Source organism: Glycomyces sp. YM15 (genome assembly GCF_016918015.1).
Taxonomy (GTDB): Bacteria; Actinomycetota; Actinomycetes; order Mycobacteriales; family Micromonosporaceae; genus Glycomyces.
Map to the genome: position 1 here is coordinate 220,303 of NZ_JAERMK010000002.1, position 15,929 is coordinate 236,231.

The 15,929-nt window shown below is 68.5% G+C and carries 13 protein-coding genes, 2 tRNA genes and 3 pseudogenes; 16 read left to right on the plus strand and 2 right to left on the minus strand.

Annotated elements, in window-relative coordinates:
* Nucleotides 1–104: 104 nt before the first annotated feature.
* Nucleotides 105–1,106 carry a biliverdin-producing heme oxygenase gene (locus JHY01_RS03615; protein ID WP_205324235.1) on the minus strand — a complete coding sequence of 334 codons (1,002 nt, stop codon included), beginning with the start codon at nucleotides 1,104–1,106 and terminating at the stop codon, nucleotides 105–107.
* A 273-nt stretch (nucleotides 1,107–1,379) separates the two neighbouring features.
* Between JHY01_RS03615 and JHY01_RS03620 the strand changes: the two genes are divergently transcribed.
* From JHY01_RS03620 to JHY01_RS03650, 7 genes are all read left to right on the plus strand, one after another.
* Entirely contained in the window at nucleotides 1,380–1,619 is a 240-nt protein-coding gene (locus tag JHY01_RS03620; protein WP_205324236.1) for a hypothetical protein, read from the plus strand.
* A gap of 37 nt (nucleotides 1,620–1,656) precedes the next feature.
* On the plus strand, nucleotides 1,657–4,170 hold the full coding sequence (locus JHY01_RS03625; protein WP_205324237.1) for a bifunctional diguanylate cyclase/phosphodiesterase: 2,514 nt from the start codon (nucleotides 1,657–1,659) through the stop codon (nucleotides 4,168–4,170).
* 98 nt (nucleotides 4,171–4,268) lie between these two features.
* Nucleotides 4,269–4,341: transfer RNA gene (locus JHY01_RS03630), tRNA-Thr, on the plus strand.
* A gap of 86 nt (nucleotides 4,342–4,427) precedes the next feature.
* A tRNA-Met gene (locus JHY01_RS03635) sits at nucleotides 4,428–4,499 on the plus strand.
* Between the two features lie 98 nt (nucleotides 4,500–4,597).
* Entirely contained in the window at nucleotides 4,598–4,768 is a 171-nt protein-coding gene (gene rpmG / locus JHY01_RS03640; protein WP_208496875.1) for a 50S ribosomal protein L33, read from the plus strand.
* A 46-nt stretch (nucleotides 4,769–4,814) separates the two neighbouring features.
* Nucleotides 4,815–5,183 carry a MaoC family dehydratase N-terminal domain-containing protein gene (locus JHY01_RS03645; protein WP_205324239.1) on the plus strand — a complete coding sequence of 123 codons (369 nt, stop codon included), beginning with the start codon at nucleotides 4,815–4,817 and terminating at the stop codon, nucleotides 5,181–5,183.
* A complete protein-coding gene (locus JHY01_RS03650) occupies nucleotides 5,180–5,599 on the plus strand; it encodes a MaoC/PaaZ C-terminal domain-containing protein (RefSeq protein ID WP_205324240.1) in 420 nt (139 codons plus the stop codon). Before JHY01_RS03645 ends, JHY01_RS03650 begins: the two co-directional genes overlap by 4 nt.
* Nucleotides 5,600–5,674: 75 nt before the next feature.
* On the opposite strand, the pseudogene JHY01_RS03655 reads toward JHY01_RS03650, so the two are convergent.
* A pseudogene (locus tag JHY01_RS03655) lies at nucleotides 5,675–6,517 on the minus strand (3-hydroxyacyl-CoA dehydrogenase family protein); the annotation flags it as partial.
* A gap of 24 nt (nucleotides 6,518–6,541) precedes the next feature.
* Here JHY01_RS03655 and JHY01_RS03660 point away from each other — a divergent pair.
* The 9 genes and pseudogenes from JHY01_RS03660 (at nucleotide 6,542) to JHY01_RS03700 (ending at nucleotide 15,929) form a co-directional block, all read left to right on the plus strand.
* Nucleotides 6,542–7,123 (plus strand): cob(I)yrinic acid a,c-diamide adenosyltransferase, encoded by a 582-nt coding sequence (locus JHY01_RS03660; RefSeq protein WP_205324241.1) that lies wholly within the window; start codon nucleotides 6,542–6,544, stop codon nucleotides 7,121–7,123.
* A gap of 171 nt (nucleotides 7,124–7,294) precedes the next feature.
* Nucleotides 7,295–8,281, plus strand: coding sequence for an ABC transporter substrate-binding protein (locus tag JHY01_RS03665; protein ID WP_205324242.1), 987 nt, complete (start codon nucleotides 7,295–7,297; stop codon nucleotides 8,279–8,281).
* Nucleotides 8,282–8,374: 93 nt separating this feature from the next.
* Nucleotides 8,375–9,895 carry a sugar ABC transporter ATP-binding protein gene (locus tag JHY01_RS03670; protein WP_205324243.1) on the plus strand — a complete coding sequence of 507 codons (1,521 nt, stop codon included), beginning with the start codon at nucleotides 8,375–8,377 and terminating at the stop codon, nucleotides 9,893–9,895.
* Entirely contained in the window at nucleotides 9,892–10,941 is a 1,050-nt protein-coding gene (locus JHY01_RS03675; RefSeq protein WP_205324244.1) for an ABC transporter permease, read from the plus strand. The genes JHY01_RS03670 and JHY01_RS03675 overlap by 4 nt, the downstream gene beginning before the upstream one ends.
* Nucleotides 10,938–11,966 carry an ABC transporter permease gene (locus tag JHY01_RS03680; protein WP_205324245.1) on the plus strand — a complete coding sequence of 343 codons (1,029 nt, stop codon included), beginning with the start codon at nucleotides 10,938–10,940 and terminating at the stop codon, nucleotides 11,964–11,966. The genes JHY01_RS03675 and JHY01_RS03680 overlap by 4 nt, the downstream gene beginning before the upstream one ends.
* A gap of 134 nt (nucleotides 11,967–12,100) precedes the next feature.
* Nucleotides 12,101–12,994 (plus strand): annotated as a pseudogene (locus JHY01_RS27980) (ABC transporter ATP-binding protein); the annotation flags it as partial.
* Between the two features lie 183 nt (nucleotides 12,995–13,177).
* Nucleotides 13,178–13,903: pseudogene (locus JHY01_RS27985) on the plus strand (ABC transporter permease); the annotation flags it as partial.
* 40 nt (nucleotides 13,904–13,943) lie between these two features.
* Nucleotides 13,944–14,138, plus strand: a complete 195-nt coding sequence (locus JHY01_RS03695) for a helix-turn-helix transcriptional regulator (protein WP_205324374.1) — start codon at nucleotides 13,944–13,946, stop codon at nucleotides 14,136–14,138.
* Nucleotides 14,139–14,420: 282 nt separating this feature from the next.
* Nucleotides 14,421–15,929, plus strand: a complete 1,509-nt coding sequence (locus JHY01_RS03700) for an alkaline phosphatase (protein WP_205324246.1) — start codon at nucleotides 14,421–14,423, stop codon at nucleotides 15,927–15,929.

Genomic DNA, 15,929 nt, shown 5'->3' on the forward strand with positions numbered 1-15,929 from the left:
GGTAGCGCCGCGAACGCCGGGCGGGCGAGATTCGTCACCGCGCGGCGTGTCGCGACAATCCAGACATTTCAGGAAGGTAGTGGTCAGGCGTTCGCCGTACGAATTCATGACTCGCAAGCTTCGTCAAGAAGTGCGGCCTTCGATTCGCTGAACAGCCGCACGATCTCCGGTCGGACCTCGGCCCGCTCCGACAGCGGTGCGGCCCAAGCGATCCGGATCGGGACTTCGGCGCCGTCGACGACCGCCGCGAAATCCGCGCCCTCGCCGTCGAAACCGGTCATGCGGGCCGACTCGGCGCCGCGCCGGCCGCCCGCGCCCTGGCAGATCACGAGCGTGTCGGCCGCATGGTCGGTGTTCATGTGATGGCAGATCGCGGCGACCACCTTCGGCTCGAACGGGTTGCGGCCCAAGTCTTCACCGAGCGCAGAGAGCACGGCCCCGTTGTGGTCGTAGGCGAGGAGCACCTCCGCGATGACCCGCCGCTTCTCGGCCTCGGACAGGTCCACCGCGTCGAGGCGGGCGCGGTACTCCTCCTTGAACGCCTTGAGGCTCTTGATGTCCGCGAACACGTAGAAGGACGCGCCCTCGTCCTCGAAGCCGTAGTTGCGCCGCGCGGCCTTGCCGAAGGCCTGGCCGCCCGAGAGGTCGCCGAGGTAGCGGGTGTACGCGTGGGCGATGTAGCCGCCGGGCCAGTTCGCGGCGACCTCCTCGATCCGGTCCACGTACGCCTTCGTCGCCGGAAGCGGCTCGATCCCCGAGCGCCACTTCGGACCCATCAGGAAGCGCAGGTCGGCCTCGATCGCGGGCACGCGGGCGAGTTCGGGGAACACGAACGGCCCGGCCACCGGGTCGTCGGCGAAACGCGCGGCCGCGGCCTCGATCGCCTGGTAGACAAAGTACTGCTGGGCATGCCAGCGGGTGTAGTCGGCGACGCCGAGGGATCCCTCGAAGAGCCGGTCGAACACGCCCGGGACTCGCTCGGCCTCCGTGTCGGCCGACGGGTCGAGCCCTTGATGGCGCGACCACGAGGCTTCGCGGATCCGGGCCGAGAAGAGGGACGCCCCGGCGTCGGCCGGGCCGTCCACAGCGGCGGTGTCTGCTGGCATGTGCGCATTCCTTCTCGAACAACGATCAAATCCTTGAGTAAGGCGAGCCTAACTTATATGACCGATCACGGGTAGGCATGCGAACGACCGACCCGTCAGCGAGACCACCCCGGGCATCGGCGAGAATGAAGTGAGCCGTGCTCACCCGTTCGGCTGAACCAGAAAGGGCACGAGAATCACGGTCACAAGCCTTCCCCAGGGAGAGCCGACTGTGGCACCATGGGCTCTACTGGTCCCCTTGACAGCACCTACTCAAACCTCACGGGAGGCCTCGTGAAACCGGTCAAACTCTTCAAGAAGTTCGGCGTCGCAGTCGCCACGGGACTTCTCACCCTCGGCATCGTCGCCGGCACTGCGGCGGCCGCCCAGGCGAACTCGTCGGACATCGGGTCGCACGACTCGAGCTCCTCCGAGTTCCTCACCCTCGCCGGGAACTCGTCGGACATCGGGTCGCACGACTCGAGCTCCTCCCAGTTCCTCACCCTCGCCGGGAACTCGTCGGACATCGGCTGACCCCCGCAAGGGGATCGGCCGGCAATCGAGCGCACCCGTGATCCGCGAACGCCACCCACGTCTCTTCGCGGTACTGCCATGGGCGCTGCTCGTCCTGCTGTTCGGTGCCGACATCCTCGGCATCGTCTACTTCGGGCTGCCTCAGTCCTACCCGGTGGCCCAGTGCCTGCTGCTGGTCGCCAGTTTCGTGCTGGCCCAGAACCTCCTGGTGCAACAGCATGTCAGAGGCCACCGGATCTCCTTCAACCTCGCCGACATCCCACTGGTGCTGGCGCTGTTCTACCTGGACCCGTTCCTGGTCGTCGCCGTCCGGGTCGCAGCCTCCCTGATCTACTACTCCGGGCGCTACCTCCGCAGCCAGGACGCCGGAGTCTTCAAGCCGCTCTTCAACATCGCCATGTCGACCTCGGGCGCGGTCAGCGCCTCGCTCGTCGTGCTGTTCGCCGGACTCGACACGGCGAACGACCCGCGGACCTGGATCGTGCTCGTCGCCGCGGTCGTGGCCGCAGGGCTCTTCACCACCGCGCTCCTCTCGCTGCTGCTGTGGATCATCAGCGGCTGGCGCAGCATGGTCCAAGCCTGGATGGGCTTCTCGCTCACCGTGGCCGGCCCCATCATGGCCGCGTGCGTCGGCCTGATCTTCCTCGTCCTGCTCGAGGCCACACCGTGGGCGTGGATCCTCATCGCCTTCCTGCTCCTCACCATCGTGGCCCTCGCCACCAGCTACATCAAGCTGCGCCGCCAACGCCACATCCTCAACGAGCTCAACACTTTCACCCAGCTCGTCGCCGACTCCGTCCGCTCGAACCGGCTCATTGACGCGAGCCTCGGGCGGCTCCGCGAGATCCTCTCCGCCGAGTCCGCCACGGTCTGGGTCCCCGCCGAAGGCCGCTATCCGGAGATCCGGCTCACGTCCGCGGTCGACGACATGGGCCTGACCGACCTCGACCCCGTCCCCGAAGCGCTCCAGCAGGCGGTCATCGAGACCGGCCGCCCTATCCTCATCGGCTCGAAGCACGGCAGCCGCGACGAGAAGGCCGCGCTCCAGAGCGCCGGCCTGCGAGGCGCCATGCTCGTGCCCCTCCGCTCCGGCGACGAGACCTACGGCTGCCTCTCCGTCGCCGACCGCATCGGCGGCGAGATGTCGCACTTCCTGCCGCTCGACCTCCAACTCCTGGAGACCCTCGCCGCGCACGTGAGCATCGCCGTCGACAACTCCCGACTGGTCGACCAGCTCCGCTACGACGCCTACCACGACCCGCTCACCGGCCTCCCCAGCCGCCGCCGGTCCCTCGCCGCACTCCAGGAAGCCCTGTCGATCACCGTCCCCAACGAAGTCGTCGCGGTCTTCATGTTCGATGTGGACTCCCTCCACGAGATCAACGACGCCCTCGGCCACGAGGCCGGCGACACCGCGCTCAAGGAGTTCGCCAAGCGCCTCAGCGGCCACGCGCCCGCCGCCTCCTTCCTCGGCCGCATCGACTCCGACGAGTTCATCCTCCAGACCCGACTCGCCTCCACCGACGCAGCCCTCGACACCGCCCGGCGGCTCCGAGCCGCCGTCCAAGGCCCGTTCGAAGTCGGCGGCGTCGCCGTCAGCCTCTCCGCGGCCGTCGGCGTCGTCACCCACCCCGACTTCGCCGCCGACGCCGACGAACTCCTCAAACGCGCCGACGGCGCGACCCGGCAGGCCAAGAACGCCTCCGACGGCGTGCAGCTCTACCACTCCGGCCTCGAATCCGAGAGCCTGCGCCGCATCGGCCTCGCCGCCGACCTCCGCCGCGCCCTCGACCGGGGCCGGCTCGAAGTGCACTTCCAGCCGAAGGTCCGGCTCGACACCGGCGCCGTGCTCGGAGCCGAGGCACTGGTGCGCTGGCCGCATCCGACGTTCGGTCTGGTCGCCCCCGAGGAGTTCATCCCGATCGCCGGGTCGACGGGCCAGCTCGGTCAGCTCACCGAGACGGTGCTCGACGAGGCGCTGCGGCGATCGGCCGAATGGGCCGGGGACGACGGGCCGCTGCCGATGGCGGTGAACCTGTCCCCGCGCACGCTCGCGGACGCGGGCTTCCCGGACAAGGTCGCCTCGCTCCTGGAGCGCCACGGAGTCCCGGCCGAGCGGTTGACGTTCGAGATCACCGAGGACGACGTGGTCTCGGGAGAGCCGCGGCTCACACCGGCGCTCGACCGGCTCCACGAGATGGGCGTGCGCCTGTCCGTGGACGACTTCGGCACCGGGTACTCCTCGCTCGCGTACCTGCGGCGGCTGCCGGTCCAGGAGATCAAGATCGATCTGCGGTTCGTGCAGGGCATGGCCACCGACGCGGACGACCGGGCGATCGTGGAGGCGGTCCTGGGCCTGGCCCGGCACTTCGCCATCGACGTGGTCGCCGAGGGCATCGAGGCGCACCAGACCGTCGAGCAGCTCCGCGAGCTCGACTGCGAGGCCGGTCAGGGCTACTACTTCTCGCGTCCGCTGCCGGCCGACCGCTTCGCCGCCTGGCTCCACAACCAGCCCGGCGGCCGGGGCCGGGCCCGCCTCCGGGCGGTCTGACCGCAGCGCTGTGGCCCGCACCGCAAGGCGGGCCCCGCGTTCGATCTGGGCGGCCCGTCATGTACTCTTGTCAAGGCCGCGGGGGAAGCCTCGCGATCGCCCCCTTAGCTCAGTCGGCAGAGCGTCTCCATGGTAAGGAGAAGGTCTACGGTTCGATTCCGTAAGGGGGCTCGGAAGCACTCAAGACCATTCGGGTGCTGTACTGCTCACACAGTTCATCTGCTCACGCAGGGCCATCTGGTAGGCAGTGAGCGCACGGCGGTGTAGCTCAGTGGTAGAGCAAACGACTCATAATCGTTGTGTCGGCAGTTCGATCCTGCCCATCGCTACTTTTGTAAAGCGTCGACCACCGAGATACGCTGGTCGACGCTTTGTTTTGTTCAAGAACGGCCCGTCGACCGGCGAGCCGAGTTAGAGGAAGGCACTCATCGTGGCCAAGGCTACTGACGTCCGCCCCAAAATCACCATGGCGTGCGTGGAGTGCAAGGAGCGCAACTACGTCACGAAGAAGAACCGGCGGAACCACCCCGACCGGCTCGAGCTCAAGAAGTACTGCCCGAAGTGCAAGGTTTCGCGAGTCCACAAAGAGACCCGCTAGACCCTCTCCGCGGTACATGCTCAACGCTTCGTACGCAGGCCGGTCCTTGCCGCCCACCGAACCGGTGGTGATCACCCCGGATTCGGTGACCCGTTTCGCCCAGGCCCTCGGCCTCGACGACGACGGAACGGTTCCGCCTACATTCTTGATATCGCTCACGCTGCCCGCGGCGGAGCGGCTCATCGACGACCCCGAGTTCGGGCTCGACTGGAGCCGCGTCCTGCACCGCGAGCAGCGTTTCGCGTACCACCGCGAGCTGCGGGCGGGCGCCGCCGTGTCGTGCGCCTCGACCATCGAGTCGATCAAGTCCGTCGCCGGGAACGACCTCCTCGCGCTGCGCACCGACGTCCACGACGGCGAGGGCCTGGCCGCCGAGGTGTGGACCACCCTGTTCGTGGCCGGAGACCCCGCATGAGCCTGAGCGAACTGGCCGTGGGCCAGACGGTGTTCACCGCGACGTACCCCGTCACGCGGGCCGACCTCGTGGCCTACGCCGACGCCTCCGGGGACCAGAACCCGATCCACCAGGACGAGGCCGCGGCCAAAGCCGCCGGGCTCCCCGACGTGATCGCCCACGGCATGTACACGATGGGCCTCGTCTCCCGCGCGGTGCGCGAATGGACCGCGAGCGCCGGGCTCGACGCGACCCTCACCGATTTCTCCGCGCGCTTCGCGAAGCCCGTGGTGGTGCCTGCCGACGGCGGCGCCGAAGTGGTCGTGGAAGGCAAGATCCGCAAGCTCGACGCGACCTCGGTCGAGCTGGCGATGACCGTCCTGAGCGCCGGCGAGAAGGTCCTCGCACCGGCCCGCGCGACCCTCGTCACGAAGTAACAAGCCAAGGACAACGGCGCTGACCAGCTGGTCAGCGCCGTTGCCGTTCGTCCACAGGCCTGTGGATAACTCGCTGTAGTCGAAGAATCCCCTGCCGCTCTTGCGGCCGATCTCGCCGGCCGCGACGAGGCGGCGCAGCAGTGCGGGCGGGAAGAACTTCGGGTCGGCCGTGTCCTCGTAGATGTTCTCGGTCGCGTGCGTGATCACGTCGATGCCGGTGAGGTCGGCGGTGGCGAGCGGGCCCATCGGGTGGCCGAAGCCGAGCCGGCAGGCGGTGTCGAGGTCTTCGGCGGAGATCACGCCGTCCTCCACGAGCCGGGCCGCCTCGTTCACGAAGGCGCAGATGAGACGGGTGGTGGCGAATCCGGCGACGTCCCGGTTGACGACGACGCAGGTCTTCCCGGCGGACTCGGCGAAGTGGCGGGCGGTCTCCAGCGCCTCGTCGCTGGTGTGGATGCCGCGCACGAGTTCGCAGAGCTTCATCATGGGCACCGGTGAGAAGAAGTGGGTGCCGACGACCCGCTCGGGATGGGTTGCGGCGGCGGCGATCTCCGTGATCGGGATGGCCGAGGTGTTGGTCGCGAGGACGGTCTCGGGCGGGCAGACCGCCGAGAGCCTCCGGAAGACCTCCTGCTTGACCTCGAGGCGTTCGAAGACGGCCTCCACGCAGATCTTCGACCCCGCGGCCGCTTCGAGGTCGGTCGCCACCGTGATCCGGGCCTGCGCGGCCTCGGCCTCCGCGGTTGAGACCTTCTCCTTGGCGACGAAGCGGTCGAGCGAGTTGCGGATCGCCGCCTGCGCGCGGTCCAGCGCGCCGAGGTCCGTGTCGACCAACGTGACGTCCCAACCGCCCAGGCTCGTGACCTGCGCGATCCCGGAACCCATGAGTCCCGAACCGATTACCGTGACTTTTGCCATGGGGCGAGGCTATATGGTCGGTGCATGGCGGTCAATCTCACCAGGATTTACACGAAGACGGGCGACGACGGCACGACCGGTCTCGCCGACTTCTCCCGCGTCCCCAAGACGCATGTCAGGCTCGCGGCCTACGGCGACGTCGACGAGGCCAACGCGGTCATCGGCTCGGCGCTCGCGCTGCAGACGGGCGAGATCGGCGAGCGCGAGCAGGAGATCCTCCTCGCGGTGCAGAACGATCTGTTCGATGTCGGCGCGGATCTCTCGACGCCGGTGTCCGAGAACCCGAAGTACCCTCCGCTTCGCATAGACGAGTCCTATGTGACACGGTTGGAGGGCTGGATCGACGAGTGCAACGCCGATCTGGAGGCGCTGCGGTCGTTCATCCTGCGCGGCGGCACGCCGGGGGCGGCGCTGCTGCACCAGGCGTGCACGGTGGCGCGCCGGGCCGAGCGTTCGGTGTGGGCGCTCCTCGACGCCGAACCGGACACCACGCACGAGGTGCCGGTCACCTACCTCAACCGGCTTTCCGACCTGCTGTTCGTGCTCGCCCGTAAAGCGAACCCGGGAGGGGACGTGCTGTGGCGCCCGCGCGCCTCACAGGCGTGAAACAATAGCCAACCTGCGAATTCTCCGTCGCGTTGCGAAATCGTTACCCCTTGACGACACCTTTACAGCTTGACGAGAGCGATAACACGAGCCAGGATATGAGCGGTAACATGCGTTCACGCAAATATCCAAAACCCTCGTATTCAACACGCTTGAAAGGCGACCCCCAACGTGTTCAAGAAAGCTCTTGCCGGCATCGGCGCCGGTGCACTCCTCTTCGGACTCGCGGCCTGCGGCGGCGGTGACGGCGGCTCCGACGGCGGCGACGACGGCAGCCTCGTCATCGGCTTCGCCCAGGTCGGCGCCGAATCAGCGTGGCGCACGGCCAACTCCAAGTCGGTGCAGGACGCGGCCGAGGCCGCGGGCCACACCCTGAAGTTCAACGACGCGCAGCAGGACCAGGAAAAGCAGATCGAGGCCGTCCGCGGTTTCATCAACCAGCAGGTTGACGTCATCGTCCTGGCACCGGTGGTCGAGACCGGCTGGACCGACGTGCTGCAGGAGGCCGAGGACGCGGGCATCCCCGTCGTCCTGGCCGACCGCGGCGTCGAAGCGGCCGACGAGGACCTGTACGTGACCCGCCTGGGCTCGGACTTCGCCGAAGAGGGCCGCAAGGCCGGCGCCTGGGCGGCCGAGACCTTCGCCGCCGACGCCGACGGCACCAAGATCCTCGAGCTGCAGGGCACCACCGGTTCCGCTCCCGCGAACGACCGCAAGTCCGGCTTCTTCGAGGTGCTCGACGCCGAGGGCCTGAACTACGAGATCGTCGACTCCCAGTCGGGCAACTTCACCGCCGAAGAGGGCAAGGCCGTGATGGAAACCTTCATCACCACCCACGGCCTCGACGGCATCGACCTGCTCTACGCCCACAACGACGAGATGGGCCTCGGCGCCATCCAGGCCATCGAAGAGGCCGGCAAGGTCCCGGGCCAGGACATCCAGATCATCATCGTCGACGGTTCCAAGGCCGGGTTCCAGGCCGGTGTCGACGGCAAGGTCAACTACATCGTCGAGTGCAACCCGGCGTTCGGTCCCCAGCTGATGGAGGTCGTCGAGGCGGTCGCCGCCGGCGAGACCCCCGAGAAGTTCACCCCGGTCGAGGAGGGCGTCTTCGACGCCACCCAGTTCGAGGCCGAACTCCCCAACCGCCAGTTCTGATCGGCACTCTCCCCACGTCCGGGCGGACCGCGAGGTCCGCCCGGACGCAGTCAATCCCAGAGCCCTCCAACCGCACAGCGAAGGTCGAATCCCATGTCTGACGACCCGATCGTCCAGATGACCGGGATCAGGAAGGACTTCACCGGTGTCCGCGCCCTCGACGGCGTGGACTTCACCCTCAGGCCAGGAGAGATCCACGCCATCATGGGGGAGAACGGTGCCGGAAAGTCCACTTTGATCAAGGTTTTGACGGGTGTCCACACCCCGGACGCCGGCGACATCCTGCTCGACGGGAAGAGCGTCCGCTTCCATTCCCCGGGTGCGGCCCAATCCGCCGGCATCTCCACGGTCTACCAGGAGGTCAACCTCACCGACAACCTGTCGGTGGCCGAGAACCTCTTCGCCGGGCGCGAGCCGCGCCTCGGCCCGTTCATCAACTTCCGCGCCATGCGCCGCAAGGCCAAAGCGCTCCTGGACGACATCGGGATCGACCTCAACGTCGCCGCGCCGCTGTCCTCCTACTCGATCGCCATGCAGCAGCTCGTCGCGATCGCCCGCGCCGTCGACATCGAGTCGAAGGTCCTCATCCTCGACGAGCCGACCTCCTCGCTCGACCGCGACGAAGTGGCCGTGCTCCTCGGCGTCATGCGCCGCCTCGCCGAGCAGGGCACCGCGATGGTGTTCATCTCCCACTTCCTCGAGCAGGTCTACGACATCAGCGACCGGATGACGGTGCTGCGCAACGGGAAGCTCGTCGGCGAATGGTCCACCGCGGACCTCCCCGAGAACGAGCTCATCGGGCACATGCTCGGCCGCGAGGCCGTCGTCCTCGAGCAGATCGAGCGGACCGCCGCCGCGCACCAGGTCGAGGACGAGACACCGCTGGTCAGTGCGACCGGCCTGGGTCGCAAGGGATCCATCGCGCCGTACGACCTCGACGTCCGCCGCGGCGAGGTCGTGGGCCTGGCCGGACTGCTCGGCTCCGGTCGCACCGAGACCATCCGGCTCATCGCCGGGGCCGACCGCGCCGACTCCGGATCGCTGGCCTTCGACGGCGCGAAGGTGGGCGGCCACAACCCGCGCACCGCCTCCGCGCGCGGCATCGCCTACTGCCCGGAGAACCGCAAGACCGAAGGCCTCGTCGGGGACCTCACGGTGGCCGAGAACATGATCCTGGCGATGCAGGCCTCGCGGGGCTGGGCCCGGACGATTCCGGTGGCCCGCCGCGACAAGCTCGTCGCCGAGTTCATCGAGAAGCTCGACATCCGTCCCGCGAACCCGGACATGCCCGTCAAGAACCTCTCCGGCGGCAACCAGCAGAAGGTGCTGCTCGCCCGCTGGATGCTCATCGAACCGAAGCTGCTCATCCTCGACGAGCCCACGCGCGGCATCGACGTGGGCGCCAAGGCCGACATCCAGAAGCTCGTCGCGGAACTCTCGGCGGACGGCATGGCGGTCCTGTTCGTCTCCGCCGAGCTCGACGAGGTCACGCGCCTGTCCGACCGGATCGCGGTCCTGCGCGACCGCGAACTCATCGCCGTGCTCGAATCCGAGGCCGACATGACCACCGAGAAGATCGTCGACACCATCGTGGCGAAGGGAGGCGAGCGATGAACCCCTACGCGAAACGCCTCATGTGGCCGGTCCTGATCCTGGTGGCGCTCATCGTCGTCAACATCGCCGCCACCGGCATCGACTTCATCGTCCCGAGCGTCAACGACGGCCGCCTCGGCGGCGCGTTCGTCAACATCCTGCGCCGCTCCGCGCCGCTGATGCTCATCGCGCTCGGCATGACGCTCGTCATCGCCACCAAGGGCATCGACCTCTCCGTCGGCGCCGTGTACGCCATCGGCGCGGCCATCGCCTGCCAGATGATCATCGGCCAGGAGGACCAGTCCGCGGCGGGCCTCATCTTCTCCGCCGTGGCCCTCGCGCTCATCGTCACCGCCGTCATCGGCGCGTGGAACGGGACCATGGTGGCGTACTTCGGCATCCAGCCGATCGTCGCCACCCTCATCCTCATGATCGCCGGGCGCGGCATCGCCCAGCTCATCACCGGCGGGCAGATCCCGAAGGTCCAGGACTCGAGCCCGTTCACGCAGATCGGCCGCGGCGAGATCCTCACGATCCCCGTGCCGATCTGGATCGCCGCGCTCGTGTTCGTCGCGATCGCGCTGCTCACCCGCAAGACCGCCCTGGGCCTGCTGCTCGAATCGGTCGGCGGCAACCCCGAGGCGAGCCGCCTCGCGGGCATCCGCTCCAAGGGCATCACCGTCCTCGTGTACCTGGTGTGCGGGCTGTGCGCGGGCCTGGCCGGGCTCATCGGCGCGGCCAACCTCGGCAGCGCCGACGCCAACAACGGCGGCCTGTGGATCGAGCTCGACGCGATCCTCGCCGTGGTCATCGGCGGCACCGCGCTCCTCGGCGGCCGGTTCTACCTGCTGGGCACCGTCATCGGCGTCGTGATCATCGGGACGCTCGACGACACCATCATCAACGTCGGCCTCTCCAGCCAGTGGCAGTTCACCGCGAAGGCCATCGTGGTCTTCGCCGTCGCCCTGCTGCAGAGCTCCGAGTTCCGGGGCTGGATCCTGAAGCCGTTCAAGCCGAAACCGGAAATCGCCGCGCCCGCGCCCGCCGAGGAGGTCCCGGCCAAATGAGCACCGAGACACTGACTGAGCGCCCGTCGCGCTCGACGCTGTTCGACGGCCTCACCAGGTACATCCCGATCGGCGCCACCGTGGTGCTGCTGCTCGTGATGTACCTCGGCGGCATCGCCAACTTCAGGAACTTCGACAGCCCGCAGGTCGTCGCCGGACTCTTCATCGACTACGCGCCGCTGCTGGTCATCGCCATCGGCATGACGTTCGTGATCCTCTCGGGGGGTATCGACCTCTCCGTGGGCTCGGTCATGGCCTTCTCGACGATGGCGTGCGCGTGGCTCACCGTGGACTCGGGGGTCTCGGCACCGCTGGCGATGGTGCTGGTGCTGGCCTTCGGCACGCTGTGGGGGCTGCTCATCGGCGCGGTCATCCACTATTTCAGCGTGCAGCCGTTCATCGCGACCCTGGTGGGACTCTTCCTGTTCCGCGGCCTGACCCTCCAGATCTCCGACACCGACGTGTCCATGCGCGAGGTCGACTTCTGGCAGTGGGGCATGACCCACGTCGAGTTCGGCGGAAAGGTCCGCGACGGCGGCTTCTGGCTGCCGTACCTGTCCTTCGTGGCGTTCGCGGTCGTCATCGTGGCGTTCGTGGTCCTCCACTACACGCGCTTCGGACGCGGCGTCTACGCCGTCGGCGGCTCGGAGCAGTCCGCGCTGCTCATGGGGCTCCCGGTGGCGCGCACCAAGATCGGCGTGTACGCGATCAGCGGGTTCTGCGCCTCGCTCGCCGGGGTGCTGGCCGCGTTCGCGACCAAGAGCGCCAACCCGCTCGCGAACGTCGGCGCCGAACTCGACGCGATCGCCGCCGTGGTCATCGGCGGGACACTGCTCACCGGCGGCGCCGGGTTCGTCCTCGGCACCGTCGCGGGCGTCATGGTGTGGGGCCTGCTCAACACGCTCATCGCCTTCCATGGAGGGCTCTCCTCATGGTGGGCGCGGATCGTGATGGGCGTGCTCCTGCTCGCCTTCATCCTCCTGCAGCGATTCCTCGCCCGCTCCGGCGAGAAGCGCCGCACCTAGACTCCACTCTTCGCACCGCGAGGGCCGCCCCCCCGCTGGGGGGCGGCCCTCGTCGTCATACGGGTTGGCGGAGTTCTACGGCAAGATGTAGCATGTCTGCTATCAAAGAATGAACTCATGCGACGGAGATGCAGATGGGACACCCCCCGGCTTACGACGGGCCCGCCATCGCCGTATCCGACCTGCGGATGCGCTACGGCGACAAGGACGTGCTCACCGGGCTCGACCTCGAGATCGAACCCGGCGGCGTCACCGCCCTGCTCGGCCCCAACGGCGCCGGCAAGACCACCACCATCGAGATCCTCGAAGGCTTCCGCGCCCGCTCCGGTGGCGACGTGCGCGTCCTCGGCGTCGACCCCGCGGGCGGCGGCGAGGCCTGGCGGGCCGGGCTCGGCGTCGTGCTCCAGGAATGGCGCGACAACGGCAAATGGAAGGTGCGCGACATCGTCGCCCACTTCGCCGAGTACTACCGGCCGTACACCGACCCTTGGGGCGCCTCGGAACTGCTCGAGCTCGTCGGGCTCGCCGACCAGGGGAGGCAGCGGGTCCAGACCCTCTCGGGCGGCCAGCGCCGCCGCCTCGACGTCGCCCTCGGCATCATCGGTCGCCCGGCCCTGCTGTTCCTCGACGAGCCGACCACCGGCTTCGACCCCCACGCCCGCCGCGAGTTCCACGAGCTCATCCACCGGCTCACCGACCTCGACGGCACCACGATCCTGCTCACCACCCACGACCTCGACGAGGCCGAGAAACTGGCCGAGCGCATCCTCATCCTCGCGGGCGGGCGCATCATCGCCGACGGCTCGCCCGACCAGCTGGCCCGAGCCGCCTCGACCACGGCCGAAGTGAAGTGGATCCAGGACGGGAAGCTCCAGATCCACGCCACCGAGGACGCCACGGACTTCGTGCGGAGCCTCCTCGCCACCGACGGCGGCGCGGTCACCGAGCTCGAGATCCACCGCGCGAGCCTCGAAGACGCGTATCTGGAGCTGGTCGCGAAATTCGAGGCCGGGCAGGCCGCATCCGCCGTGGACACCTTCCTTGCCAATTTATGGCTCGCAAGCTTCGCCAAGAGAGGACACCCGATGAGCACCAACACCCTCCACGAGTACCGGACCGGCTGGAAGCGCGCGCTGATCGAGACCAAGGTCTCGCTCACGTCCCCGGGTGACCTGATGGGGTTCGTGATGCCCACCGGCATCGCCATCGTCGTGCTGCTGTTCATGCAGGGCGCGGACTACGAAGGCGCACCGGTCTCCTTGGGCTCCATGAACATGCCGAGCCTCATCGGCATGAACGTGGTGTTCGGCGGGATCACGGCCATGGTCGGAGCGCTCGCGATGGACCGCACCAACGGCACGCTGCTGCGCGCCAAGTCGATGCCCGGCGGCATGACCGGCTACCTCGTCGGGCACCTCGTGTCCACGGCGATGTTCACCGGCGTCACCGTCGTCGCGCTGCTCGCCGTCGGCCTGCCGCTGTTCGACGGCCTCGAATTCGGTACGCCCGACCGGTGGCTGACCTTCGTCGCCGTGCTGCTCATGGGGATCGTCGCGGCCCTGCCGATCGGCGCGGTGCTCGGCGCGATCATCGACAACCCGCGCAACATGGGACTCGTGATCTTCCCGATCATGGGCCTGGTCGCGATCTCGGGGATCTTCTACCCGATCACGGCGCTCCCGGGCTGGCTGCAGGGGATCGGGCAGGTCTTCCCGATCTACTGGATGGGCCTGGGGATGCGGCACGCGCTGCTCCCGGACGCGATGGCGGCCGTGGAGATCGGCGGCGAGTGGCGCACCGTTACCATGTTCGCCGTGCTCGCGGTCTGGGCCGTGGTCTCGATGGCCTTGGCGCCCAGGCTGCTGCGGCGCATGTCGCGGCGCGAATCGGGTTCGGCGGTGGCGGCGCGCCGCGCCGACATGCAGAGGGACTGGTGATCGAGCCGTGGCGGGGGACGAGGTCTACAACCGGATCGCGATGCTGCGCGCCGAACGGGGCGTCTCGCGGCGCCAGCTGGCGGACGCCCTCGGCGTCCACTACCAGACCGTCGGCTACCTCGAACGCGGCGAATACAGCCCGAGCCTCCACCTCGCCCTGAAGCTCGCCGAATACTTCGAAGTGCCGGTGGAAGTGGTCTTCTCCACGAAGCCCTTCCCGCGCATCGGCGCCTGAGACCAGTCGGTCGGCGAAGGAAGACCACCCCGACCGCACTCCGGTCCCGCTCCCCGGCAACACCACGGCGAAGGCCGACCGGGGAGCGGGGCCTTCCGGGTGGCGCGCACGGTGAGCGCGACCTCCGCCCGGTGGCACCGCTGCAGGTGGCGCGTTCCGGCTGCTTCCCGAGGATCGCTGGAATCTGAACGCCCTGGTGTTCATCTTCCGGTCGTCTCGGTGTCGTCCTCGGCTGGTTGGGTGAGGCTTGATCATCGAACCCCACGGTTTTGGAGAGCACCAGTGCAGATTCACCGTCGGCGGCTGCTCGCCGCCGGGGCGGGCGGCGCGATCCTTCTCGGGACTCCCGGGATCTCGTACGCGGCCTCGCGCCCCCAACTCACCCACGGCGTCCAGTCCGGTGACGTGACCGACCGCGGCGCGATCCTGTGGACGCGCGCCGACCGCGGCTCCCGGATGCGGGTGGAGCTCGCGACGCGCCCGGACTTCAAGCACGCCAGGCGCATCGAAGGCCCCGCGCTCACCGCGGACACCGACTTCACGGGGAAACTGCGGCTGAAGGGCCTGCGCCCGGGCCGGCGGTACCACTACCGGATCACCGCCGAAGGCGAGCGCGGCTCCGAGCCGCTCGAAGGCTCGTTCGCCACGGCCGCCTGCGAACCCCGGGACCTCCGCTTCCAGTGGTCCGGGGACCTCGCCGGGCAGGGCTGGGGGATCAACCCCGAGTTCGGCGGCTTCCGGATCTTCCAGGCCATGGCCGACGCCGAGCCGGACTTCTTCCTGTGCTCGGGCGACTTCGTGTACGCCGACGGGCCGATCGCCGAATCCGTCGCGCTGCCCGACGGCACCACGTGGAAGAACACCGTGACCGCCGAGAAGTCGAAGGTCGCCGAGACCCTGGACGAGTACCGCGGCCAGTTCAAGTACAACTTGATCGACGAGAACCTGCGAGCGTTCCTCGCTCAGGTGCCGATGGTGAACCAGTGGGACGACCACGAGGTCGTCAACAACTGGTACCCCGGGGAGATCCTCGACCTGCCGCAGTACACCGAGAAGAACGTCGACGTGCTCGCCGCGCGGGCCCGCCGGGCCTTCGCCGAGTACACGCCCGGCGGCTTCGGCGCGACCGACGATGACGGCCGCATCTACCGCAGGATCGCGTACGGCCCGCTGCTCGACGTGTTCGTGCTCGACATGCGGACCTTCAAGAGCGCCAACCCGGACGCCGACACCGAGTCCGGCGAGATCCTCGGCGCCGCTCAGCTCGAATGGCTCAAGGGCGCACTGCGCCGCTCCAAGGCCACCTGGAAGGTGATCGCGGCGGACTTGCCGATCGGGCTCATCGTCGGCGACGGCACCGGCGCTCAGGAAGGCGTCTCGAACGGCACCGGCGGCGCCCCCGGCGGCCGTGAGGCCGAGATCGCGGACCTGCTCTCGTACGCGAAGCGCCAGGGCGTCAAGAACATGGTGTGGCTGACCGCCGACGTGCACTACACCGCGGCCCACCACTACAGCCCCGACCGGGCGGTGTTCCAGGACTTCGACCCGTTCTGGGAGTTCGTGTCCGGGCCGCTGAACGCGGGCGCGTTCGGGCCCAACCGGCTCGACGCGACCTTCGGCCCCGAAGCGGTGTTCGTGCAGGCGCCTCCGGCCGCGAACACGTCGCCGGCCATGGGCTACCAGTTCTTCGGCGAGGTCGGGATCGACGCCGAGACCGAGATGTTCACCGTGTCGCTCAAGGACCTCGACGGGAACACGCTGTTCCTGAAGACGCTCGAACCCGCCGCGTAG